Source organism: Borrelia sp. P9F1 (genome assembly GCF_030436115.1).
GTDB lineage: Bacteria > Spirochaetota > Spirochaetia > Borreliales > Borreliaceae > Borrelia.
On record NZ_CP129407.1, the window covers coordinates 860,367 to 884,248 of the forward strand.

The window sequence follows — 23,882 nt, forward strand, 5'->3', positions numbered from 1 at the left end:
TGGTAGGAATTACACTCATAACAGGGAATCTAGTGGAGGTCATTCTTACGGTAGTGGCAATATGAGAGGGGCGGGGGGGGATAGAGCTTCTAGTGTGAGGGGGACATTTAGTAGGGATAATTTTTTGGGGGGGCAACAACAGCAAGGAGGCAGGGGGAGATATACTGGTAGGAATTACACTCATAACAGGGAATCTAGCGGTGGGGTTCAGTCTCAGACTTTCAGACGAGTAATAAGGGCCAAGGTTGTGCCTAGTGCACCGGCACCTGTTGATTCTGATAATAAGGGAATTAATAGAAAACTTGGAGAGAAAAAGAAGCAACAACAGGAGAGCCAAAAGAGCTATAAGAGAAAGAAGGAAGAAACTGATATTAAGACAATAGAACAGAAAGTCTTTGAACAGCTTCAGAAAAAAAAGAAAGAAAATTTGGCAAATCCAATACCTAAGTCAATTGATATTATGGGAACTATCACTGTAGCAGAGCTGGCAAAGAAGATGAATTTGAAATCTTCAGATTTAATTACTAAATTGATGTCTTTAGGCGTAATGGCAACCATTAATGAGAAGCTTGACTCTGATACGGCTACTATTTTAGTTGAAGAATACGGGGCTAGGGTTAATGTGGTTTCAATTTATGATGAAACGGTTATAGAGGAAGAGGAGGATGACGAGAGTCAGAGAGTTGAGAAACCACCTGTTATTACTGTAATGGGGCATGTTGATCATGGAAAGACTAAGCTTTTATCGGTTTTACAAAAAATTGATATAAATCGAATGGAAGCTGGAGGGATTACCCAGCATATTGGTGCTTATACCATTAGTTATAACAAACATGAGATAACATTTTTAGATACGCCAGGGCATGAAGCTTTTACTATGATGAGGAGTCGAGGGGCTCGGGTTACAGACATCGTGGTTCTTGTTGTCTCTTCGGTGGATGGTGTGATGCCTCAGACAGTTGAGGCTATTAATCATGCAAAGGAAGCGAAGGTGCCAATTATCGTTGCGATTAGTAAAATAGATTTGCCAGAAGCTAATTTGGATAGGGTTAAGCATCAACTTTCGGAATATGAACTTGTTCCCGAAGAATGGGGAGGAAATACGATTTTTGTTTCAATTTCAGCTCTTAAGAATATTGGTATTTCTAAACTTCTTGATATGATTATTTTACAATCTGAAGTAATGGCGTTGAAGGCGAATCCGAATAAGAGGGCTGTTGGTAGGATACTTGATGCTAGGGTTGATTTGGGGCGTGGGATAATTTGTTCTGTGATTATCGAAGATGGGACTCTTTCTGTGGGTGACTCTTTTGTAGGTGGAATATATCACGGTAAGGTTAGGGCATTGATAAATGAGAGGGGTGTGTCTGTGAAGAGCATTGGACCTGCTAAGGCAGTTAGTGTTTTGGGTTTCTCTTCTATTCCGCAGGCTGGGGATCCGTTTCAGACAACAAAGACGGAGAAGGAAGCTAAATTCATTAGTTCTAGAAGGCAGGATCTTAAGAAATATGAAAATGCTCAAAATGTTAAAAAGATCACTATATCAAATCTTTATGATTCAATCAAAGAAGGAGAGTTGAAAGAACTTAAGATAATTTTAAAGGCTGATGTGCAGGGTTCTGTTGAGGCTTTAAAGTATTCTCTTGAAAAATTGACTAATGATGAACTTAGGGTAAGGGTTATTCATTCATCAGCAGGAGCAATAACGGAAACTGATATTAGTTTCGCGGCTGCAAGTGAGGCTATTATTATTGGTTTTCATGTAAGACCTACTGCAAAGGCTCAGATGTTAGCTGATCAAGAAAAAGTTGAAATTAGAAAATATAATATAATTTATGACGCAATAAATGATATTAAATCAGTTCTTGAGGGAATGCTTGAACCAGATATTGAGCAAAAGTTTATTGGATTTGCCGAGGTTCGGGCTGTTATTAGCGTGCCTAAAGTTGGGGTGGTTGCTGGTTGTTATGTTTCACAAGGATTAATAAAAAGAGATGCTGTTACTAATGTTATGAGAGAAGGGTTTCAGATACATTCTGGTAAAATATCTTCACTTAAGAGATTTAAGGACGATGTTAAGGAAGTTGGTGCACAGTATGAGTGTGGGATCATAATTGATAATTATTCTAATATTAAGGAAGGAGATATCATTGAAGCATTTGAGATTAAGAAGGTAAAAAGACGCTTTGGGTCTTAAGTATTTGCTTCATTTTTGAATATGGAAAAAGGAATAAGAAAGACAAAGCTTGAGAGTTTGTTAGGTCAGGAAATTGGTAATTTAATAGTAACGAAGGGTATAAAGGATCCAAGGGTTCATGAATTTTTGACTGTTGTGAGGGTTGAGGTTTCAGGTGATTTGATCAATGCAAAGGTATTTATTGGGTCTGTTAAGGAAGGTGCCTCTCTTGATAATGCTATCAAGGCTTTAAATAACGCTAAGGGCTTTATCCAGGGAGAGATTGTAAAGAGAATTAAGGTTAGAAATACTCCAAAATTAAGTTTTTTCAGGGATGATACTATTGCTAGGGCTTTTTATGTTAATAAAATAATTGATAATTTAAATATTAAGTAAAGAATAGTAGATTTCATGAATGGGATTATCTTATTAAATAAGAGAAGTGGTGTGACTTCTTTTGAGGCTCTGTCTCCTTTGAAGAAGTATTATGCTGGGAGTCGCATTGGGCATACAGGGACTCTTGACAAGTTTGCTAGTGGGCTTTTGGTTGTTCTTGTTGGGAAATATACTAATCTTTCAAGTTATATTACATCTTTGAGTAAAGAGTATGTTGCAGAGTTTGAGTTTGGAGTTGAGACAGACACCCTTGATCCTAGTGGTAGAATAACAAACAGAGTAAACTATATTCCAAGTTTGGAAGAATTAAGTCTTGGACTTGAGTCTTTCGTAGGTGAGCTTTATCAAGTCCCTCCTAAATTTTCTTCAGTGCATGTTAATGGAAATAGAGCTTATAAATTGGCTCTCAGAGGAGAAAATTTTGAAATTCAACCTAGAAAAGTTAAGATTTATGATATACAAATCTTGGACTACAATATTGATTCTCGTATTTTAAAGCTAAAAATAAAATGTTCTAAGGGAACATATGTTAGAAGTATTGCAAGAGATTTGGCTTTTTCTTTGAGTTCGTGTGCTTATGTTAGGAGTCTTGAAAGAGTATGTGTTGGGGATTTCAGATTGGATAGTGCTTGCTTTTGTGAAAATCTAAATAATAATTCTTTGATGAGTTTAGAATCGTTAAGTCTTTTTGAAGTAATGTATGTTGATACTTGCTTGGTTAAATCCGTTAAGAATGGTGTTTATATTAATATTGTTATTGATTTAGATGAGTTTAAGATATTTAAGAGCAGGGATGAGCAGACATTAGCGGTTGTGCGTGGTACCGGGTTAAATAAATACAGATATGTCATTATATTTTAAGTTTAATATTTTTGTTATTTTGTTGAAAAAATATTATAATTTGGTGTGAAGGTTTTAATTATAGCAAGTGGTATGTTTGTACTTTGCTATGATGGTATTAGGAGTCAGTTGTGATTAGTAAGGAACAGAAACAAAAGATAGTTTCGGAATTTGGCAGGAGTGCGGATGATACAGGTTCTGTTGAGGTTCAGGTAGCTTTAATTACGAGTAGAATAAAGTATTTAACGGAACATTTAAAAGTAAATAAGAAGGATTATAGCTCGAAGAGAGGTTTGTTGAAGTTGGTTGGGCAGAGAAGGAGCTTGTTAAGGTATTATCAGAATAAAAATTTGGAGGCTTACAGAACTTTGATAGCTAGACTTGGACTTAGAAAGTAGTAAGGGGTTGATTTTGAAAAAAGTTTTGAAGTTGAAAATAGGAAGAGAAGAGCTAGTGTTGGAGACGGGGTTGCTGGCTAGGCAGGCAAATGGTGCGGTTCTTGCCACTTATGGTGGGTCTACTGTGCTTGCTACGGTTTGTTGTTCAGATTCGGTGCGTGAAGATTTGGATTTTGTACCGCTTTCGGTTGAATATAACGAAAAGTATTATGCTGCTGGGAAAATTCCTGGGGGGTTTATTAAAAGAGAGGGTAAGCCCAAGGATAAGGAAGTGCTTGTTTCTAGACTAATAGACAGGCCTATGAGGCCTCTTTTTGATAAAAGGTTTGGCAGGGATATTCAGGTTGTGCCGACAACTCTATCTACGGATCAGATGAATCCTCCTGATATTGTTGGTATGAATGCTGCTTTTACGGCGGTCTTTTTGTCAGATATCCCATTTGATGGTCCAATTTCGGCTGTTAGGATAGCATATTTGAATGATGAATTTATAGTCAATCCCTCTTTTGAAGAGATTCAAGATTCTTCGCTCGATATTGTTGTTGCGGGGAGTTTAGATGGGATTACTATGGTTGAGGGTGGTGCTAGTGAGGTTAGTGAGGAGATATTGCTCGTTGCAATAGATAAGGCTCATGAATATATTAAACAAATATGCGAGATGCAAAAAGAGTTTGAATCTATTGTTGGGTGTAGGGAAAAGTTGCCACTTGCCTATGATGAGAGGGTGTTTGAATTTAAGGATGAGCTTAGAGACTTAATTTATGCCGAACTTAAGGAGGCTTGTTTTGTTTTGGGGAAGCTTAATAGGGAAAGGGCTATAAAGTTAGTAAAGAAAAGGGCACATGAACATTTCTCTTCTGTTGGTAAGTTAAATGACGAAAATGAAAGTCTTTTCATTAGGGCTTTTGATGACTTTGAGCAGGAAATTGTTAGAAAATCAATCCTTGAAGATAATATTAGGACAGATGGTCGTACTCCTGTGGAGATAAGAAATATTTTTGCAGAAGTTGATCTTTTAAATAGAACGCATGGATCTGCTCTTTTTACAAGGGGTGAGACTCAGGCTTTGGCTGTGACTACTTTGGGGACAAGTATTGATGAGCAGATAATGGATGATATTGATGGGGATAAGCGACTTAATTTTATGCTTCATTATAATTTTCCTCCCTTTTCTGTCGGGGAAACAGGTAGGCTTATGACTGGAAGGCGCGAGATTGGTCATGGTCATCTGGCTCAAAGGTCTTTGGAAGCTATGTTGCCTAGGAAGGATGATTTTCCGTACACTATTAGGGTGGTATCTGAGGTGTTGGAATCAAATGGTTCATCGTCAATGGCTACAGTATGTTCTGGTAGTATGTCTTTGATGGCCGCTGGGGTTCCTGCTAAGGAACAGGTTGCAGGAATTGCCATGGGTCTTATTAGTGAAGGCGATAGGTATGTTATTTTAAGTGATATTTTAGGTGAAGAGGACCATTTAGGTGATATGGATTTTAAGGTTGCAGGAACTAAAAACGGGATTACTGGTTTTCAAATGGATATTAAGATTTCAAATGTTACAAGGCAGTTGATGAGGGATGCACTTGAGCAGGCTCGTGTAGGCAGAATGCATATTTTATCTATTATGGATTCTGTAATTTCAAAGGCGAGAGTGGATATATCTGACAATGCGCCTAAGATTCTTCAGTTACAGATTGATATTGATAAAATTTCTCTTGTTATTGGATCTACTGGCAAGACAGTTAAGGCAATTACGGAGGAGTTTGAAGTTAGGGTGCAAATTGAGCAAGATGGAAAAATTGTCATTTTTGGGGATGATAGTTTAAAGATGCAGAAAGCAAAAGAGAGGATAGAGAGTATTGTTAAGGAGCCCAAGGTTGGTGAAATTTATGAAGGAGTTGTAAAGAAGATTAACAGTTTCGGAGCCTTCGTTGAGCTTACTCCTGCAAAGGAAGGATTTTTAAGTACTCGGGTAAGAACTAGAGATGATAGATACGGAGGTGGAAGAGGTTCTAGGTATGGCGACAGTAAAAATATTAAGTATGGCGATAGCAGGCGGAATATGGGGACTCGCCCTCCAAGATTAGAGGAGGGGCAAAAAATTAAGGTTAAGATAACTGAGATAGATAAATTTGGTAAGATTGAGCTTGAATTCGTTGGGGATTAGTAGGCACTTATGAAGCTTATATCAAGTGTTGTTTGTAGGAATAAACTTGTCTTTTTGGGTTTGTTTCTACTGTTCTCGTGTCATACTACTGAGGGGGATGCTGGTTTGTATCTTGGTCTTGTGGAGGGTAGACAGGGAATTGATAAGAGGGGGTATTTGGCAGGGCTGCAGGATAATGAGTCTTTTTTTTTAAGCGATGCTTTTTTAAAGGAAGATAATCCTCGTTTTGTTAGTGCGAGGCAGAGTTATGCACAAGAAGATTTTGGGATGACTAGTTTTTATTTGAGTAAGATATTAACTGATGAGGAAGGCCATGATAATGAATTATTTTTTAAGGCCAATTTGTTTTTTGGCTACGTAAATTATGGTAGAGGTGCTTACAGCCTTTCTGAGTACAATTTTGATTGTTTTTTGAAGTGTTATAAGTATTCCCATGCGAGTCTTAGGGTTTCTGAATTGAAATATTTTTCTAAAGATAGAGTGGGGGCGATTTCTGCGTTAAGGGATGTTGATGAATCTTCCATTTTATCAGATTACGATAGGGGGATTTATTATTTCTTAAGTAATAAATTTGGGGTAAATTACTTAAATTTGGAGACTTTGGGGTTCACAGATAACAGTATATTCGATATGTTTATTTTTAAAAATAATGTTTTTGTTTCAAATATATTTGGGGGTCTTTTAAGATATGACATTAATAGTAATGACTACAGGGTTTATATTAAAGATAAGAAAAGTATTGTTTTAAATGGACTTAAAGGATTTGCAGAACGTAAGGGTGTTATATACATTGGTGGGGGCAATGTTCTTTATTATATTGAAGACCTTGAAGGGGCTGTCAAGCAGGTTAAAATACCTTTAGGGGTTAAGCTGAACAATATACAGGTTTTAATGAGTGTTAGGGATGGTATATTTGTTGGAACTCGGGATTCTGGATTGTGGTTTTATTCTGACTTAGGTGAGTGGACTTATGTCAAGCTTGATTCTAGTAGTATATCTTCGATGTACTTAGAAGAGGAAAAAGGTATATTGTTTGTGGGAACGACTGATAATGGCATTTATACTGTTAATCTTGCTAACTTGAAAGATGTTAGGCATTTGGATTTCTTTAGTAGTAAAGATAGTGAGAAGAATATTAATTTTATAAAGAGATATAACGGTCTTTATTATGTGGGGACATATGGAGAGGGTCTTTTTGTACTAAATTTAGAGGATAAGACATGTGTGAAATACGGTATTGACAGTAGTTTTGGTGTTGAGTATTTCCTTGATATGGAGGTTAGGGGTAGTAAATTATTGTTTGCTACTTTTGAACATGGTTTAGTGATCTATGATACTGTGAGTAATAGTTGGGATTATTTGGGGCCTCGAGATGGGCTTCTCAATTTAAATTTGGTTAAAGTTTTAAGTTTTAATAACTATGTAATACTTGGTACTCTCAATAATGGTTTGGTTTTTGTAGATGAAAGTATCAAAAAACAATTATGAATCTTACATAATTGCTGAGTTTTTTAAGTATTTTTTAATTACTTTTTTATTTTTTTTCTTTGTGTTCTTCATCAATCAAATACTTTTTTTCATGAGGATACTTCTTCAGAATTATGTTCCATTTTTGAAGGCTTTTATTTTTGTTGTATATTCTCTTCCAATGGTTATTGCACTTTCGCCGCCCTTTGCGGCTTTAATCTCAGTTGTACTTACCGTTCATAGGTTTAAGCTTAATAATGAAATATTAGCATTCAGATCAATTGGAATATCTATTTTGAATTTATTAGTTCCTTTTTTGAAATTGGGGGTAGTTATAGCGTTTATTTCGTTTGTTTCAAATGATTTTTTACTTCCTCTTGGTTCTATTGGTAGGTTAAAAATTTTTAATGAAATAAAAGAAGAAGTTCCTCATTTAGTGTTAAAGCCTTATTCGAGTAAGCAATATGGAGATTTAATATTTGTGTCTGGGGAAAAATCGGATACAGGGTATAAAAATGTTACTTTTTTTGATAATACTAGACTTAAAGGGTACGATAGGGTATTTATTGCTAAGAATCTTAATATCCAAAAGGAGAATTATCAGGTATATTTCATCTTAAACGAAGTATTGTCAATTGCCTTAACAGATGATGCGAGTGGGTTTTATGATTATTTTTATGCGGATCTAATGAAATATTCAATTGATCAAGTTACATTTAGCGATGGGTTTTTGCTAAACTACATAACTCCTTCTCAAATGAGCATAAGAGATGTTATTAAACTTGTTGATAAGCAAACTAGGTTAATTGAAGATTTAGATGTACAGAATGATTTAGAAGAAGATCTGCTGAATTTAAATTTTTCAAATAGCTATTTAAATTATTTGTATGATAAAAGTAAGATATTAGATGATAGGTCTATTCTTGAGAATGTGGATTACATGTATAGTCTAAATTTAAATTATAGTCCTTATGAGGATATGGCAGTTAAAAAGAATTATGCTCTTTTTTCTCTGGAGCTTTATCAAAAAATTAGCCTACCATTATCTGTTTTATTTTTTATCTTTTTAGCTTTTGGTATGGGTATGTATTCAAATAAAAAGTATTCTATTATCCTTGAGCTTGTAATTTCAATTCTTATTTGTGTTGCCTATTGGGTAATGTTTATTGGTGGAAAAGTGTATACGGTGCAGAATGCACCAAATCCTTTTCTTGTTGCTGTCTTCCCAAATGTGTTATTAATCTTTGCAGGAGCGATGCTTTTTTTGAGACTTTTGAGGAAATGAGAGTAGATAAACTTTTTGTAAAGAATATAACATTAACCTTTTTGTTTATGAATTTTCTCTTCATGATTTTGATTGTGCTTGGGGATCTGTTTGTCAATCTTTTAAGTTATCTTGATAATAAACTTAGTGTTAGTGATATCATTTACATTTATTATTTATATCTTCCTAAATCTTTTTCAGATGGTGTTGCTTTGTCTTTTCTTTTTTCTGTTTCTAATCTTATTGGTAATCTTTCCATGAGAAATGAAATAATAGGACTTTTTAGTTGTGGGATCTCTCTGTCTAGGATATTAAGACCAATAATTGTAATTAGTGTTGGAATATCGGTAATTCTCTTCTTTTTTGATAATTATTTGGTCATAGACACTATTACCCAAAGAGACTCTTTTCTTAAAAATAGCATGGGGAAAGGGTCCAGCAATGGAACTGTGATAATAAGAGATTTTGCAAGAGAAATTTACAACATTAGATATTACGATGTCGATGATGATGCTATTTCTAATTTAATAATTATTTTAAGGGATAGTAATGATACTTTTAGTAAAAGATATGATGTGGGTAAGGCTGTGTGGGTTGATCATAAGTGGAATCTTTATGAGGTGAGAGAGTTTATTAAGGTTGGAAGGGAAATTGTAGAAAATTTTCATGAGGTTCTTGACGGCCAGGGTATTGTTAATCTGGAACCTGAGTATATTAAGATAGTGATGTTGTCTTCAAAAACACTGAATTTTTCAAAACTTACTAGTTGGATTAGATCTCTTAAGGCGGAGAATTTGGATTATTCTGAGGCTTTATTTGATTTTTTAAATAGGATATTTTTTTCATTTAGATTAATACTACTGAGTTTCACTGTTGGTTTCATAAGTCTTGCTTTAAGGAAAAATATTTTTATACTCAGTTTGCTAAATAGTATTGCATTTGCAGTTATATATGTTATTTCAATTGTGATTTTTAATTTTCTAGCTGATCTTGGTTATTTACCTATAACAGTTGCAAGTTCATTTACTACTGTTTTGTTTCTTGTTACTAATCTTGTTATTTATAAGTTTGTGCGTAAGTAGTAAGTTTGAGGAGTTTATGTTTAGTATTGTTAAAAATGATAACAGTTCTAGTGCACGGATTGGTGTGCTTAATCTTCCTCATGGAAGAGTCAATACCCCATGTTTCATGCCAGTTGGAACTTTGGGTGCAATGAAAGCTTTAAAACACGATGTACTTGAGAAATTGGGTTGTAATTTGATTCTTGCAAACACATATCATCTTTATTTAAGACCTGGTGTGGACATAATAAAGAAATACGGAGGTTTGCATAAATTTACGGCCTGGGATAAAAATTTTTTAACAGATTCTGGTGGGTTTCAAGTTTTTTCTTTATCTAAGCTTCGAAAAATTGAAACTGAGGGGATACATTTTCAATCGCATATTGATGGCTCTAGGCATTATTTTACACCTGAGAGCGTATTTAGCATGCAAGAAATTTTTAAAAGTGATATTATCATGGCACTCGATATTTGTAGTCCGTATGGTATTGAATACAATGATGCAAATTTGTATACAAATATTACAACTTCTTGGGCGCGTCGTACATTTAGTGCTTATGAGAACAGAAAAGAAGGATATGGTGGTCTTTTATTTTTAATAACTCAGGGTAATTTTTTTAAAGATTTAAGAAAAAGGAGTACGGAAGAGATTTTGGAATTAAATAGCCCAGGTGTTGCGATAGGAGGGATTTCTGTTGGGGAACCAAGGGATAAATATCTAGAAATTCTTGAATACAATTCTTTCTTAATACCCGAAGATAAGCCAAAGTATGTAATGGGAATTGGTACACCTCACTATATATTGGATGCCATATATTATGGTATTGATATTTTTGATTGCGTTAATCCTGCAAGAATTGCTAGACATGGATCACTTTTAACTGATGATGGAATATTGCGTATTAAGAGATCTGAATTTAGTAACGATACTTCTCCTGTTGAGAAAAATTGTGTGTGTACTTTGTGTACAAGGTATTCAAGAGGCTATTTGAGGCATTTAATAAAATCAGAAGAAACCCTTGGAATAATGTTGGCTAGTGAGCATAATATATGCTACATGTTTAGGCTTATTGAAAAGGCTAGGGATGCAATTATGAATGATGATTTTGCAAGGTTTAGAAAACTTTATCTACAAAGATATGATGAAGGTAATTTTTATGAATAAAGATGTTATCTCAACAATTGTTGTTATGATTTCTGTCTTTTTGTCAAGAATAATGGGTTTTGTGAAAATAAAAGTATTTTCTTACTATTTCGGGGCAAATCTTGAAGCAGATATTTTCAATTATGTTTTCAACATTCCAAATAATTTAAGAAAGATCATTTCAGAAGGTGCAATGACTTCGGCTTTTATGCCTGAGTTTACTCATGAAAGAAATAAATCTAGTAGACATGCTATTTCTTTTTTCAGGAGCGTTGCTACTTTTAATATCATAAGTATTAGTTTTATTAGCTTTATTATGATTATGTTTTCCAGACAGATTATACACTATGTTTCCTTCTATAGGAATGGAGATTTAGAGCTAGCTAGTCGTATGTTTAATTACTTGATACTCTACATCTTACTCGTAAGTTTGGCGGCAATATTTGCATCGGTGCTCAATTCGTATAAGGTTTTTTTTATTCCATCCATTGCGCCCATTATGCTTTCCATTAGTGCCATATTAAGTATATTTTTGTTTTATGAGCAGTATGGGATATATAGTGCCGTTGTTGGAGTGCTTGTTGGGGGTGTTTTACAATTTTTAATTCAATTAATAAATTGTATTTTTATTGGAGTCACATATGTACCAGTTTTTAGTTTTAATAATCCCGCATTTTTGAGATTTTTAAAGAGATGGTCATATATGATTTTATCGGCTTCGCTTTCTATATTTACTCAGCAAATTTCATTCGCGTTAGCGTCAACTCTGGAAGTTGGGAGTGTTTCTGTTTTAAGTAACGCAATTGTTTATTATCAACTGCCTGTTGGTATTTTTTATGTTTCCATTTCCACAGTTATTTTCCCTAAAATGGCAGAATATGCATCCTTGGGTAGCAGAAAGAAGTTAAATGATATTTTAAATCGGGGGATAGAGATTTTGATTCTGCTTTTAGTTCCAATATCATTTTTGATGTACACTTGGGCTGGTCCTATTTTAAACTTATTGCTTACAGGAGGTAGATTTTCCATACATGACACGCAGAGGACGGTTAGTGTATTGCGGTATTTTTTGGTTGGATTGACATTTTCTTCTATTTTTGGATTTTTTCAGAAATATTATTTTTCTATCCGTGATTCAGGAACCCCTCTTTATTTTAATATTCTTTTTTCTGTTATTGATATTCTTATTTCAGTTTTTGGCATTAACCTCTTTAAGGTGGATATTTTGCCTCTTGCACAATCAGTTTCTTTTGCCCTTTGTGTTGTTATTTTTTATTTTGTTGGATTAAGAAGAGGTATGAAACTTGAGATTGCTAGATCTGTTGTAGCCTTTATGAAGGCATGTTCATCTCTTGTTCCTCTGTATTTAGTTTATATGGCTTTTAAGGGTTTTGGGTGGGATATGGGTTTTAGTTTTAATAATTTTTTTCTTTTAAGCTTTGCAGGTATTATCAGTATTGTTATTTTAGTGGTGTGTTATTATTTTCTTGGAGTTATGAACTTTTTTAAGTTAGCCAATAGGGAGCTTGTATGAAGTATTTGTTATTTATTATTTTGTACTTTGTTGTGTTGGATACTTTTGCTGTTGACGATCCTTTGTTGCCAATAGAGCCTGTAGAGCCTAATCTTCCTGAGTTTAATTCAGATAAAGATATTCAAAATAGTCCCGATAGTAATTCTACTAAAAGGTCTAGTGTGCAAGATATTAATCAAGTAAGGAATATTATTGCTTATGGACTTGATGTTCAAGTGATTGAGATTGTTAAGAGACTTAAGAAGTCGGGTGATGGTGAGTACAATTCTTTACTTGAGAAAAGATTACAAAAAACTTTTAATGTTGAACTTAAGGGAGCAATTCTTGATTTGTTTCTATCTCTTAAACATAAAGGTGGTGTTAGCGTTGCTAATTATATTCTTGATAATTATGAAACTAGGAGATATCCTAACCAGCTAATTAATGGAGCGCTTTTATACCTTAAGGAACTTAGTAGCAAGGATGATTTGAAGAAAGTTCTTGTTGACATACTTGAAAATAAAGAAGGGAATATTGTATCTATTGCAGCGCATTATCTTGGTGAGATTTCTGCTGTTGAATATTCGAAGAATATGATGGATGTTTATGATAAATACTCTGGGAACGACGGGGTTAGATCTGCAATACTTGTTGCATTAGGGAAATCTAATGCTTTTGAGTATGGGGATAAAATATATGAGATTTCTATGGATAGGTATGAAAGCCCAACAATAAAGGCCTCTGCAATCAGAGCGCTATCTTACCTTGTCCCTGAAAAAATAACAGAAAATGCCGAGTTATATCTTCAAGACAACAATAACAATTCTAATATTAAGATTGCCATTATTGAAGCACTGTCAAGGGATGTATCTGAGAAATCGAAAGAGATTTTGCAGGATTTTTTAAGGGATTCAGATGAAGCACTTAGGGTTAAAGCTGTGAATGCTATTAAGGGGCATGGTGATATTTCTGCTAAAGAAGCATTGGTTTACAAGGTTAAAAGCGATCCTTCTTTTAGGGTTAGGGAAGCGTCCGGTAAGGCCCTAGTTGATATGGGTTCTGGTTATCAAGAAATAAAAAATATTATATTAGAACCTGCTATTGAAAATAATTTTAAACTTACTATGTTTGGTTATCTTTTGGATAAGAATGTGGGTTTCGCACTTTTAGCTGCACTAGATCTTTTGAAAAAGGAAAATATCAATAAACCCTCAAAGATTTTAACAGAAGTAGCTGCGTTACTTGCTGCTAGAAAGGGTAATTTCGATAATTTTTATTCTAAGATTATTAATAGCAAAGATGTTGATTTAAGAAATCTTGCAATTAAGGGCGCTGTTTACAACAAGTCTTCCACACTCGCAAGTAGGCTTAAGGAGATAAAAGAGACAGCAACTTCGGAGTACTTAAAAAGACTCTTACAAAATTATTAGTATAGAATTTTTAAAATCTCTGTTGCTATTTCTTTTTTTGACATTTCAGGAATTTCTTGAATGTTATTTTTATTGTCTATTATGTGAATTTTGTTTAAATTTGATCCGAAATATTTTAAGTCATTGGCAATGATATAATCTAAGTTTTTTGTTTTGAGTTTTTTTTTAGCTTCATCTATTAGATTTTCAGGTTTTTGGGCACAAAATCCAATAATAATTTGGTTTTTGGTTTTATTTCTACCGATATGTTTTATGATGTCTGGATTTTTTATGAGCTTAATATGGAGATTTTCTAACTCATTTTTTTTAATTTTGTTTGCGTAAATTTTTTCAGGTTTAAAATCTGCAATAGCAGCAGCCCCAATGATTACATCAAATTTTTGATATATTTTTGTTGTTTCCTCATACATCTCTGCTGCTGTTTTTACTCTAATAACATTTATTCCATCAGGTGTTCTTTCTTTACTAGGGCCTGAAACTATCGTTACATCAGCACCTAGATTTTTTGCTTCAATTCCTAGATTAAATCCCATTTGTCCGGTTGATTTATTTGAAAAGTGGCGAATTGGATCTAGTGCTTCTTCAGTTCTAGAGGCGGTTATTAATATTTTTTTATTCTGTAGTGGCGAATATGCCTTAAACTCACCTAGTATTATTCTTAAAATATCATTTTCATCCCTAAGACGTCCAATGGCATTTGAAGAGCAAGCCAGAAATCCTTCGTCGGGTTCAATAAATTTATAATTATATTTCTTTAATTTTTGGATATTCTCTTCTAAAATGGGATTCATATACATCATGTTATTCATTGCTACTGCAAAATAAGTGGGGGCAGTGCTGGCAGATATTATTGTGCTTAAAGCGTCATCGGCAATGCCCGTTGCAATTTTGGAGATAATATTGTAGGTAGCAGGGAGGATCAGTATTAAGTCTGCCCATCTTGCTAGATTAATGTGTTCTACTTTTTCATGGGGTGTTTCCCATAGATTGCAGACTACATTGTGTTTCGAAACAGTCTCTAGTGTTAGCGGAGTAATAAATTTAGTGGCATTTTTTGTCATTACAACCCTGACAGCGTATCCCAGCTTTACTAAATGTGATACAATGTAGGCCGATTTATAGGCTGCAATACCCCCACACACTCCTACTAGTATGTTTTTATTCAGTTTGAATTTCATATGTAATATTATATAAAATATTCTAAATTATATAATTAGAGTAAATTATTATATATGTTATTTACATATAACATATGTGGTTGTGATATTATAATAAAATAATCTAAATATATAATTTATTATGACTAAATATACGATTTGTATGATATACATATAAATGTGAAAAATAAGGTATTTTTTTCAAGTTTGATATACTTATTTTTGTTCCTTTGTTGGTTTTCGTCCTATCGTTTTTTTATCTTCTCTGTTACGGTGTTCAATATTCCTCTTTGGTTTTTCTTATCATGTATCTTGTTTCCTGGCTTAAGCTTATCACTGGTTTGTATTTTTGTATATTTCTTAAAGGATGAGTAGAGGGTTTTTTTTACTTTTTATCTTTTTAATTCTTTATTGTATTTTTGGTATTTTTGGCAAGAGACAGAGGGAGGGAATTTCATTTTTACATAATTATTTTCTTGCTAATCGGGGTATAAACTTTTTTGTAATGGCACTAGTTATTGCTTCTAGTTACATTAGTGCCAGTAGTTTTATTTCAGGGCCTTCAGCTGTTTATAAGTATGGAATGTCTTTTGTCCTTTTGGCAGTTATTCAAATCCCTGCAGGTATAATTTCGTTTACTATTGTTGGAGAGAGATTGAATATAGAGGCTAGGAAGATTAATGCGATAAATATTGTTGACTATATTAGACATAGATATAACAGCAATTCTTTAGCTCTTTTTAGTAGTTTTGTAATAATTTTTTTCTCTTTATTCTTGATCTCGGCTCAACTTATTGGAGGGGCTAGGCTTTTAGAGTTTTTTTTAAAACTTGATTATCGTGATTCTCTTATTTTTTTCTCTTTATTTGTCTTCTTATATGTCTGCCTAGGAGGATTTAAGATGGTGGCGTATACGGATTTAATTCAAGGAATTTTTATGATTGTAGCGTCTGTGATTTTATTTTTAAGATTAATCAATTTGGGAGGTGGGATTGACAATATCTTTAAGGAGTCAATCTTGAAACTTGAAAGTAACTTGCTATCGCCTTCAAATTCAGATTTGCGAATCGAATATATAATTTCTTTTTGGATATTAACGGGAGTTGGTACATTGGGATTGCCACAACTTGTTAACAACTTTATAGCATTTAAACACAATAGAGATATTAGATTGGCTCTTCCTGTTGCTACTTTTTTGATAGGATTTTTAGTAGTCATTATGCATTTGATAGGTTTTTTCTCTCTTGTTATCTTTCCCAATTTCGAGCCAAATGATAAGGTTATAATAAGCGTGGCCTTAGAGGTATTAGGGTCTAGGTTGTTTTTTTTATTTTTTATTGGGCTTCTATCGGCAATAATGTCCACAATAGACACAGGCTTTCTTTTTGTTTCATCAATTTGGGTAAATACAGTGATTGCTTTGAATAAAAAAATTGTGGATAAAGACAGAATCAGTTTAGTTACTGTTATTTCTAATGCTTGCTTTGTTGTAGTAATAGTGCTCTTTTCTTTAAGGCCACCGGATTTTTTGCTTTTTGTGAATATTTTTGCGATTGGAGCCTTAGAAGTTTCATTTTTTTCTACTATTGTTTTTGGACTCTACTTTAGGTTTGTAAGTAAAACTTCTGCTTTTGTTTCTCAGTTTTTAGGGCTTTTAAGTTATTTAATCATAATTTTTTGTGAAATGGATAGTTATTCTTTCCATCCTGTTGTTCCCTCCTTTTTTATTGCTGTATTTTCATTTTTGATAGTTAATCTTATTTGTAGGCGATATAGTAATATTTAGTAATTATGAGAGCTTTAAATGTTGGAAAATATAATATCATTAATGTTCTTAAGAATGATGATGGGAAGAGGTTAGATTCAGTATTAATAAAGTTTTTAAAATTTTCTAAGTCTAGGGTAATGAAACATATCAGAAATGGAGATATTCTTTTAAATAAATTGAAAGTTCCTTTTTCTCATAGAGTTTTTCAGGGCGATGAGATTTATCTATACAAACCTTTAATACAAGAATTGAGTACCAACTTGAGGTCGGGCAGAGTTGAGGAAGATATGGTAACAAGAGAGGTTAGGGAAAGAATTGTTTATGAGGATGAAGATTTGCTTGTAATTAATAAAAAGAGAGGGATTTTAGTTCATGGAGGTAATTCGCTTGATGCTTTAGTTAATTTTTATCTTTTAAATGAAAATCTTAAATCCCTTAGTTTTAAACCCTCGGCTGTGCATAGAATTGACAGGAATACTTCAGGAATTATTATTTTTGCAAAAAATTTAGATTCTGCAAGGATTTTAAGTAGGGCTTTTAGTTGTGGTGGTGTTATTAAAAAGTATATAGCCTTGCTAGAAGGCGAAATTAAGACAGCCACTGTTTATAGAAATTTTTTGTACAGAGATAAAGTTGCAAGAAAAACCTTGGTATTTGAAAAGTCGGATAAGATTAATGCTGTAACTCATGTTAAACCAATTTTAATTTCTAAATTTTTTACTCTTGCCGAGATTTCAATAGAAACAGGTTTTACTCATCAAATAAGGGCACAGTGTGCCTTTAATGGTCATGCTTTAGTTGATGATAAGAAATATCATTCTAAATATAGAAAAGCTAATTACTTTTTACATTCCTTTTTGGTAGAATTTAGGGAGCCATTATTTTTAAAGAATGGGTTTTTTGTTGAGCCTAGATCAGACTTTTTGCAACGGGTAAGCGATATTTTTGGTGTGTATGAATTTAAAGAATTTATTTAGTAAATTTATGTTTGGTAATGTCTTGAATGCTATTAAAGGCGTTTCGGCTATTGTTAAGCATAAATTTGTTAGGACAAAGGTTTATGCTTTAGTGGGAGCGGCTGGTACTGGTAAGAGTTTTAGATCTCATTTAATAGCAGATAAATATGCTATTTCCTTAATAATTGATGATGGTGTTTTGATAAAGAATATGAAGATTATTGCAGGGAGTTCTGCTAAATTTGAAGATAATGTGTTTAATGCGATAAGGCGTTCTGTTTTTGAGGATGATCTTCATAGGAATGAAATTGTTGAGGCTCTTCGTAGGGAAGATTTTCATAAGATATTGATACTGGGGACAAGTATTCGAATGATAGACAAAATAGTGGCTAGGCTTTTTCTGCCTAGTCCTTTTAAGATTATTTATATAACAGATATTTCTACTAAGCAGGAAATGGAGAAAGCTAGGATTTCAAGGCAGATGGGAGAACATGTTGTTCCAGCGGCCGCTTTTGAGATAACTTCTGTTAAACCGAGTCTATTATTGGATTCAATTCGAGTCTTTTTTAAAAGCAGATGGTTTTTTTCTAGGAAAAAAAATTATATCCGTTCTATTGTTAAACCTCATTTTCATGAGGAAGGGGTTTTGTCTGTTTCTAAAAGTGCGATACGACAAATTATTGAACATTGTGTATCTGAATATAATAGAGATTATATTGTTTATGATCTAAAGATTAAGAAAAACAAGGGGAGTTATTCTTTTAAGCTTTTTTTAGATGTTCCGCTTGGGAATAATTTACTTGACAATGCAGAAATGCTTAGAAACTATATTGTGGCAAATGTATTAAAGTATACTGTAATTAATATGTCTACTATTGATGTTATCATACACAAATTCTATAGCAGTAAAGGGTGATCTGGGAGAAAAGGATGAATCTTGATTTGGATAATTTAAGTAAATTCTTTTTAGTAGGAATTAAAGGCTCTGGTCTTTGTTCCCTTGCTTGTTTTTTGCATGCCAAAGGGTATCTAGTAGAAGGGGTCGATGTCCCTTGCAAATTTTATACGGATGATCTACTTGATAATAGTCATATAACTTATTATGAAAATATTTATGAGTTTTCATTAAAGGAAAATGAGGGGATGTATGATGCTTTAATATATTCACCAGCTTATAATAAAGATCAGCTGTGTGTCTTAAAAGAGGCTTGTGAATTTGAAATTCCCGTGCTGTCTTATCCTGAATTTCTTGGCGAGATATCGAAAAAATATTATAGTATTGGGGTTGCAGGTTCTCATGGTAAGACTACTACAGCAGCATTTTTAGGTATATTGTTCAGCAAGTTGGGTCTTGATCCTAATGTGATACTTGGTGCAAGCGTCAAGGATTTTGGAGATAAGCCTAGTCTTGTTGGTAGAAGCAATATATTTGTTGCAGAGACTTGTGAGTACAGAAATCATTTTCTACATTTTTATCCAGATATCGCTGTCTTGACCAATATTGATTATGAACATGTAGATTTTTTCCCAAATTATGAAGCAGTTGAGGCTGTTTTCTTAAAGTATATTGATAATTTAAAGCATGATGGGATACTGATTATAAACTCTGACGAATTTAGTTTGGTTAAACTTAAAGATAAGACTGTAAGGAAGGATATTAGGATTTTTAGTTTTGGTATTAATTCTTCAGCCGATTTTAAGATTGAAAATCTTGAGGTGATGGATGGGGTTTTAAAATTTGATTTTTTAGGAATTCCTGATATTGAACTAAAAACCCCTTTGGTCCATAATGCTTTAAATTTTGCATCTGCACTTCTGGCTTTAAAATTAACTTTAGAAGAAAAAGAAAAATTAATTCCTAATTTTGGCGAACAAGTAAAGGCGATAGCTAAAGAATATATGGGAATAAAAAGAAGAGTGGAATTTATTAGGGAAAAAAGTGGGGTTGTATATATTGACGATTATGCACATCATCCAAAGGAGATTGAAAATACGCTTTCAGGGCTTAGGAGGTTTTATAGGGGGAGGAGAATTGTTTTAGATTTTATGCCACATACAGTTACAAGGACAAAAATTCTTTTCAATGACTTTGTTCGTGCGTTAAGTAGTATTGATGTATTAATTTTGCATAATATATATCTTTCGACTAGAGAAGATCTTGATTCCGATGGGCTTTCTATTGAGTTATACCTGGCTCTTAGGGATGTGAATCCAAATGTTTATTTTTTCAAAGATGTATTTGATTCCGTTGAATTCATAAAAAGTTTATTAAGAAAAGATGACTTATTTATTACCATGGGAGCTGGTAATAATTTTATTTTACATGAATTTTTGTAAAGGTATTTTTAATGAAGAGCATGACTGGTTTTTTTCATTTGGAAAAAACCGTAGAGAATTATATGTTTAGTGTTAATTTAAAATCTTATAATGGTAAATTTTTAGATTTTAAGTTTAGATTACCTGAGATTTTGTATGCTTATGAGTTTGAGATAAGGAAGCTCATTTCAAGCTATGTCAGTAGAGGGAATGTTTTCCTTACTGTGGGGTACAAGGAGATTGTCCCGGCTATTGATTTTACTTTAAATCCTAACTATATCGAGTCTATGGTTCGCCTTAAAGATAGTCTACTGCGTAGTAAGTGTAGTTTAAAGATTAATGATGAAGTAAGTCTTGGTGATTTTTTGTCTTTCAAAGGAGCTTTAATTGTTGATGATGGGGGAGGAGGTGTTGAAAAACAAGGAATGCTTTTTAGTTCTCTTAAGAGTGTATTAGAAGAAGTTTTGATTAATTATGACAAGAGTAGGTTATTTGAAGGTGAGAACACAAAGCAAGATATAATTTCGACTCTTGTTTTGTTACAGGGTGATTTGGATTTTTTGAAAAAATCTCAAAGTAGTATCAATAATAAGCTTTTCTTAAGCCTGAAGGAAAATTTATTAAAGTTAATGGATGATTTTAGCGATGTCAATATTGCAGAAGAGGCGGCTAAAATGGCTATTCGCCTAGATATTAATGAGGAAATAGTTAGACTATATTCACATATAGATAATTTTTATAAAAATCTTGAAAGTGAGGTATGTGGCAAAGTTTTGGAGTTTATTACACAGGAAATGCATAGAGAAATTACAACGATGAGTTGTAAGGCAATTGATCTTGATATTAGAAACCTGGTTTTAAATATGAAATTAAATTTGGAGAAGATAAAAGAACAGGTAAGGAATATTGAATGAGGTTAGCTGTTTCTGGTAAGAGTGGTTGTGGAAACACAACTGTTAGTGGAATGCTTGCAAGATATTATGGTTTAAAGCTTATTAATTACACTTTTCATGACATAGCCAAAGAAAGGGGTGTGCCCTTTGATTTATTTTATGAGAAAGAAATCGTTGGTAGAAATGATTATTATTGGGATGGATATCTCGATAATAAGTTATTGGAATTTGCTAAAGAGGATAATACAGTTCTTGCCTCTCGTCTTGCAATTTGGCTATCAGACAACGCTGATTTGAAAATATATCTTTATGCTAAAATAGAGGTCAGAGCAGAAAGAATAATTAATAGAGAGGGTGGAATATATTCTGATATTTTAAGTGCTACTTTTAATAGAGATTTTAATGATTCTAAAAGGTATCTCTCTTTGTATGACATAGATGTTGATAGCTATTTGTGTGTAGCTGATTTAATAGTTGACACAACCGGTAGGACTGCAAATAGAGTCTTTGAGTTGATAAGGGGTGAGATAGAGAAGAGGGGTTTGAGTTAGATCGAATAGATGAAATAAGGAGGTTTAAGGAATGAAAGTGCCTTTAAAAAAAATACAGGATTTTAATGGTAATTATTATGAGCTTGTTACTGCTGTCGTAATGCGCATGGAGCAGATTATTGATGAAATTTCTATATCGGAGCACTCTGTCTCTGATGAGAAGATAGTGGGACGGGCTTTTAATGATATTTTAGGAGGTAAGTTTACATATTCAATTGAAGAGAGATAAGGTAGTTTTTATATTTGGACCCACAGCTGTAGGTAAGAGCAATATTTTATTTAATTTTCCTCAAGGTGTGGCTGAGGTGATTAATGTTGATTCTATTCAAGTATATAAGGAGTTTGATATTGCCTCTTGTAAACCCAATGTGCAATTGAGAACTCACATAAAGCACCATTTGGTGGATTTTTTGGAGCCGACTGAAGAATATACTCTTGGAGTTTTTTATAAAGAAGCTTTGAGGGTAATGAAAGAGTTAAAAGGTCAGTGCAAGCTACCTGTATTTGTAGGCGGGTCTGCCTTTTATTTTAAACATTTGCAATATGGCCTACCTAGTACTCCGGTCATTTCTTCTGAGATAAGACGTTATGTTGAAGATCTTTTAAAGGCTAGAGGTAAGGGTTACCTACTGGAGAAACTTAAAAAGGTGGACTTTGAAAGATATAAGGCAATAAGTGAAAATGATATTTATAGAATTAAAAGATCTCTTGAGGTCTATTATCAAACAGGTATTCCAATTAGTCGGTTTTTGCAAAGAGGTCAGAAACTTGAGAATGTTTTGCTTATCGGTTTAAAGAGGCCTATGGATGAGATTAGAGCTAGAATAGTAAATAGGATAAATAATATGATTGATTGTGGATTAATTGAAGAAATTAAAAAATTGTTGGGAAAGGGATACAATGAAGCAACTCCAGCTTTTAAGGGGATAGGATATCGTGAGTTTTTATTGTGGAAAAGTAGACCCTATTACGTGTTAAATGATATAATGAACCTGATAGGTAGGAATTCGTTTTTGTATGTAAAGAAGCAGATGACTTTTTTTAGTAGGATTCCTGATGTTTTGTGGTGTCATCCGGAGGATGATTTGGGGGGTATTTTAGATTTAATTTTTGGTTAATAAGGAGATATGAGGCGTGCCCTGTGGAAGAAAAAGAAAACTAAAGAAAATATCTACGCATAAGAGGAAGAAGAAGAGGAGAAAGAATAGACACAAAAAGAAGAATAAATGAAATGATATTGGGGTGCTAGTTGATGCCTTAGTTCATTTGGCTAGCATTTAGGTAAGTTGCTTTATTCAATTATTATGTTGTCTATTATGTTTATGTCGCCGCTGAAGATGTATCCTGTTTTCCCTTTGTGTGTTACTAGTATCCAGTTGCCTTTGAGTCCGTATCTTTCTGTTGTTTGCATTATTTTTTCAATTCTTACTATTTCGTCTTTTTTAATTATTGTTAAGTAGTCGTAGTTAGTGTTGTTTTTTTTAATTTCATTGTTTAAAAGGGCATAATCTTTTATCACTATTCCTACTTTTTTTGAAAAGCCTAAGATGCTACTTTTGGGTAGGCTGAAACCTTCCGTTAAGGGAATTTCTAATTTTTTGCTACACGACATGATTATTGCGCATATTACATGAAATAGTTGTCTTTTCATAACTCTCTTAATTTCTTGTATAACTTACTTGATATACAACTATATATAATATAATATTTCTATGAAGTTTGAGGAATATTAATGAAAAAGTACGTATGCCTGGTGTTGTTTTTTTGTTTTAATGATTTGCTGGCATATCCATTGTCTTTTGGAGGGGGATTTTCTTATCAATTTACAAATTATACTAGTAAAAGTGCAGTGAGTAAATTTGCACAAAACACTAACAGAAGAGATAATGGAATAAATTTAAATTTGTTTTTTGATGCTAATTATGTTATTTTTGATATGTCTTATAAAGACGCTTTTGTATCTGAACACAACGGCAGATATCTTGGTGTTGGGCTTTACGGGATTTATCCAATTGTTTTTAAAGAGTATGTTAGAGTACTATTCCCTCTTTTTGGAGTCAAGTATGCGGTTGATTTAAGTTCTGCGAGGCAAAGTCTGTTTTTCCTGTCTCTAGGACTTGCTACAGATCTTTTTGTACCTGAGGTTAAGGGACTCTACATTAGGCCCTTATTAATGCTTTCGATTTCTCCTACTTCTACCTCTTTTGGCTTTTCTTCCTTGACAACGGAAGTTACACTTGGGATTAATATTGGCTGGCAGTTTCTCAATTAGGTGTAGAATCGAGTTTATGGGGTGAGTTGTTTAATTTTATGACGAGTGTACTGGTTGCCGTCTAGGTTGATGGGGTTAGCAGTGTCGTGTGTCAAGACGATTATGTCATTGTCAAG

22 protein-coding genes are annotated in these 23,882 nt (G+C 33.3%); 20 read left to right on the top strand and 2 right to left on the bottom strand.

The genetic code is table 11. From position 1 onward, the window contains the following. The 11 genes from infB to QYZ68_RS04225 form a co-directional block, all read left to right on the top strand. Window positions 1–2,197 (top strand): translation initiation factor IF-2 (gene infB, locus QYZ68_RS04175; protein ID WP_301384299.1); only part of this gene is annotated, 2,197 nt, incomplete at its 5' end. Window positions 2,198–2,218: 21 nt separating this feature from the next. After that, a complete protein-coding gene (rbfA, locus tag QYZ68_RS04180) occupies window positions 2,219–2,572 on the top strand; it encodes a 30S ribosome-binding factor RbfA (protein WP_301384300.1) in 354 nt (117 codons plus the stop codon). A gap of 15 nt (window positions 2,573–2,587) precedes the next feature. Next, window positions 2,588–3,433, top strand: coding sequence for a tRNA pseudouridine(55) synthase TruB (gene truB, locus QYZ68_RS04185; protein ID WP_301384301.1), 846 nt, complete (start codon window positions 2,588–2,590; stop codon window positions 3,431–3,433). Between the two features lie 110 nt (window positions 3,434–3,543). Then, on the top strand, window positions 3,544–3,810 hold the full coding sequence (gene rpsO, locus QYZ68_RS04190) for a 30S ribosomal protein S15 (RefSeq protein WP_301384302.1): 267 nt from the start codon (window positions 3,544–3,546) through the stop codon (window positions 3,808–3,810). 13 nt (window positions 3,811–3,823) lie between these two features. Further along, the gene (pnp, locus tag QYZ68_RS04195) at window positions 3,824–5,974 is read left to right on the top strand and encodes a polyribonucleotide nucleotidyltransferase (RefSeq protein WP_301384303.1); all 2,151 of its coding nucleotides are present in this window, start codon (window positions 3,824–3,826) and stop codon (window positions 5,972–5,974) included. Window positions 5,975–5,983: 9 nt separating this feature from the next. Continuing rightward, window positions 5,984–7,462 carry a ligand-binding sensor domain-containing protein gene (locus QYZ68_RS04200; protein WP_301384304.1) on the top strand — a complete coding sequence of 493 codons (1,479 nt, stop codon included), beginning with the start codon at window positions 5,984–5,986 and terminating at the stop codon, window positions 7,460–7,462. Further along, complete coding sequence (locus QYZ68_RS04205) at window positions 7,437–8,726, top strand: LptF/LptG family permease (RefSeq protein WP_301384305.1); 1,290 nt, start codon at window positions 7,437–7,439, stop codon at window positions 8,724–8,726. Before QYZ68_RS04200 ends, QYZ68_RS04205 begins: the two co-directional genes overlap by 26 nt. Continuing rightward, window positions 8,723–9,787, top strand: a complete 1,065-nt coding sequence (locus tag QYZ68_RS04210; RefSeq protein WP_301384306.1) for an LptF/LptG family permease — start codon at window positions 8,723–8,725, stop codon at window positions 9,785–9,787. Before QYZ68_RS04205 ends, QYZ68_RS04210 begins: the two co-directional genes overlap by 4 nt. Window positions 9,788–9,803: 16 nt before the next feature. Further along, window positions 9,804–10,931: a tRNA guanosine(34) transglycosylase Tgt gene (gene tgt / locus QYZ68_RS04215; RefSeq protein WP_301384307.1), complete on the top strand. Its 1,128-nt coding sequence runs from the start codon at window positions 9,804–9,806 to the stop codon at window positions 10,929–10,931. Continuing rightward, the gene (gene murJ, locus QYZ68_RS04220) at window positions 10,924–12,444 is read left to right on the top strand and encodes a murein biosynthesis integral membrane protein MurJ (protein WP_301384308.1); all 1,521 of its coding nucleotides are present in this window, start codon (window positions 10,924–10,926) and stop codon (window positions 12,442–12,444) included. The genes tgt and murJ overlap by 8 nt, the downstream gene beginning before the upstream one ends. After that, a complete protein-coding gene (locus QYZ68_RS04225) occupies window positions 12,441–13,853 on the top strand; it encodes a HEAT repeat domain-containing protein (protein WP_301384309.1) in 1,413 nt (470 codons plus the stop codon). The genes murJ and QYZ68_RS04225 overlap by 4 nt, the downstream gene beginning before the upstream one ends. Here the strand turns inward: QYZ68_RS04225 and coaBC are convergent. Next, window positions 13,850–15,031 (bottom strand): bifunctional phosphopantothenoylcysteine decarboxylase/phosphopantothenate--cysteine ligase CoaBC, encoded by a 1,182-nt coding sequence (gene coaBC / locus QYZ68_RS04230; protein ID WP_301384310.1) that lies wholly within the window; start codon window positions 15,029–15,031, stop codon window positions 13,850–13,852. The genes QYZ68_RS04225 and coaBC overlap by 4 nt on opposite strands. Window positions 15,032–15,377: 346 nt before the next feature. Here coaBC and panF point away from each other — a divergent pair, with 346 nt between their 5' ends. The 8 genes from panF to miaA are packed head-to-tail and all read left to right on the top strand — an operon-like array spanning window position 15,378 to window position 22,612. After that, window positions 15,378–16,796: a sodium/pantothenate symporter gene (gene panF / locus QYZ68_RS04235; RefSeq protein WP_301384311.1), complete on the top strand. Its 1,419-nt coding sequence runs from the start codon at window positions 15,378–15,380 to the stop codon at window positions 16,794–16,796. Window positions 16,797–16,801: 5 nt separating this feature from the next. Further along, on the top strand, window positions 16,802–17,755 hold the full coding sequence (locus QYZ68_RS04240; RefSeq protein ID WP_301384312.1) for a pseudouridine synthase family protein: 954 nt from the start codon (window positions 16,802–16,804) through the stop codon (window positions 17,753–17,755). Then, window positions 17,727–18,650 (top strand): hypothetical protein, encoded by a 924-nt coding sequence (locus QYZ68_RS04245; RefSeq protein ID WP_301384313.1) that lies wholly within the window; start codon window positions 17,727–17,729, stop codon window positions 18,648–18,650. Before QYZ68_RS04240 ends, QYZ68_RS04245 begins: the two co-directional genes overlap by 29 nt. Before the next feature lie 14 nt (window positions 18,651–18,664). After that, window positions 18,665–20,071 carry a UDP-N-acetylmuramate--L-alanine ligase gene (gene murC, locus QYZ68_RS04250; protein WP_301384314.1) on the top strand — a complete coding sequence of 469 codons (1,407 nt, stop codon included), beginning with the start codon at window positions 18,665–18,667 and terminating at the stop codon, window positions 20,069–20,071. An 11-nt stretch (window positions 20,072–20,082) separates the two neighbouring features. Continuing rightward, window positions 20,083–20,964, top strand: a complete 882-nt coding sequence (locus QYZ68_RS04255) for a YicC/YloC family endoribonuclease (protein WP_301384315.1) — start codon at window positions 20,083–20,085, stop codon at window positions 20,962–20,964. Continuing rightward, entirely contained in the window at window positions 20,961–21,494 is a 534-nt protein-coding gene (gene cmk / locus QYZ68_RS04260) for a (d)CMP kinase (protein WP_301384316.1), read from the top strand. The genes QYZ68_RS04255 and cmk overlap by 4 nt, the downstream gene beginning before the upstream one ends. Window positions 21,495–21,525: 31 nt before the next feature. Beyond that, entirely contained in the window at window positions 21,526–21,723 is a 198-nt protein-coding gene (locus QYZ68_RS04265; RefSeq protein WP_301384317.1) for a DNA-directed RNA polymerase subunit omega, read from the top strand. Continuing rightward, complete coding sequence (miaA, locus tag QYZ68_RS04270) at window positions 21,710–22,612, top strand: tRNA (adenosine(37)-N6)-dimethylallyltransferase MiaA (RefSeq protein WP_301384318.1); 903 nt, start codon at window positions 21,710–21,712, stop codon at window positions 22,610–22,612. The genes QYZ68_RS04265 and miaA overlap by 14 nt, the downstream gene beginning before the upstream one ends. Window positions 22,613–22,785: 173 nt before the next feature. Here the strand turns inward: miaA and QYZ68_RS04275 are convergent, their stop codons facing one another. Next, window positions 22,786–23,145, bottom strand: coding sequence for a hypothetical protein (locus tag QYZ68_RS04275; protein ID WP_301384319.1), 360 nt, complete (start codon window positions 23,143–23,145; stop codon window positions 22,786–22,788). An 81-nt stretch (window positions 23,146–23,226) separates the two neighbouring features. Between QYZ68_RS04275 and QYZ68_RS04280 the strand changes: the two genes are divergently transcribed. Beyond that, entirely contained in the window at window positions 23,227–23,766 is a 540-nt protein-coding gene (locus QYZ68_RS04280) for a hypothetical protein (RefSeq protein WP_301384320.1), read from the top strand. The last annotated feature ends 116 nt before the right edge of the window (window positions 23,767–23,882 follow it).

What these genes read in the sequence shown, in the direction of transcription:
- coaBC (WP_301384310.1), bottom strand. Translation starts at nt 15,031, where the DNA reads ATGAAATTCAAACTGAATAAAAACATACTAGTAGGAGTGTGTGGGGGT.
- tgt (WP_301384307.1), top strand. Translation starts at nt 9,804, where the DNA reads ATGTTTAGTATTGTTAAAAATGATAACAGTTCTAGTGCACGGATTGGT.
- QYZ68_RS04210 (WP_301384306.1), top strand. Translation starts at nt 8,723, where the DNA reads ATGAGAGTAGATAAACTTTTTGTAAAGAATATAACATTAACCTTTTTG.
- truB (WP_301384301.1), top strand. Translation starts at nt 2,588, where the DNA reads ATGAATGGGATTATCTTATTAAATAAGAGAAGTGGTGTGACTTCTTTT.
- rbfA (WP_301384300.1), top strand. Translation starts at nt 2,219, where the DNA reads ATGGAAAAAGGAATAAGAAAGACAAAGCTTGAGAGTTTGTTAGGTCAG.
- murJ (WP_301384308.1), top strand. Translation starts at nt 10,924, where the DNA reads ATGAATAAAGATGTTATCTCAACAATTGTTGTTATGATTTCTGTCTTT.
- QYZ68_RS04255 (WP_301384315.1), top strand. Translation starts at nt 20,083, where the DNA reads ATGAAGAGCATGACTGGTTTTTTTCATTTGGAAAAAACCGTAGAGAAT.
- cmk (WP_301384316.1), top strand. Translation starts at nt 20,961, where the DNA reads ATGAGGTTAGCTGTTTCTGGTAAGAGTGGTTGTGGAAACACAACTGTT.
- QYZ68_RS04265 (WP_301384317.1), top strand. Translation starts at nt 21,526, where the DNA reads ATGAAAGTGCCTTTAAAAAAAATACAGGATTTTAATGGTAATTATTAT.
- panF (WP_301384311.1), top strand. Translation starts at nt 15,378, where the DNA reads ATGAGTAGAGGGTTTTTTTTACTTTTTATCTTTTTAATTCTTTATTGT.
- QYZ68_RS04275 (WP_301384319.1), bottom strand. Translation starts at nt 23,145, where the DNA reads ATGAAAAGACAACTATTTCATGTAATATGCGCAATAATCATGTCGTGT.
- QYZ68_RS04240 (WP_301384312.1), top strand. Translation starts at nt 16,802, where the DNA reads ATGAGAGCTTTAAATGTTGGAAAATATAATATCATTAATGTTCTTAAG.
- QYZ68_RS04280 (WP_301384320.1), top strand. Translation starts at nt 23,227, where the DNA reads ATGAAAAAGTACGTATGCCTGGTGTTGTTTTTTTGTTTTAATGATTTG.
- QYZ68_RS04200 (WP_301384304.1), top strand. Translation starts at nt 5,984, where the DNA reads ATGAAGCTTATATCAAGTGTTGTTTGTAGGAATAAACTTGTCTTTTTG.
- QYZ68_RS04205 (WP_301384305.1), top strand. Translation starts at nt 7,437, where the DNA reads ATGAAAGTATCAAAAAACAATTATGAATCTTACATAATTGCTGAGTTT.
- QYZ68_RS04225 (WP_301384309.1), top strand. Translation starts at nt 12,441, where the DNA reads ATGAAGTATTTGTTATTTATTATTTTGTACTTTGTTGTGTTGGATACT.
- murC (WP_301384314.1), top strand. Translation starts at nt 18,665, where the DNA reads ATGAATCTTGATTTGGATAATTTAAGTAAATTCTTTTTAGTAGGAATT.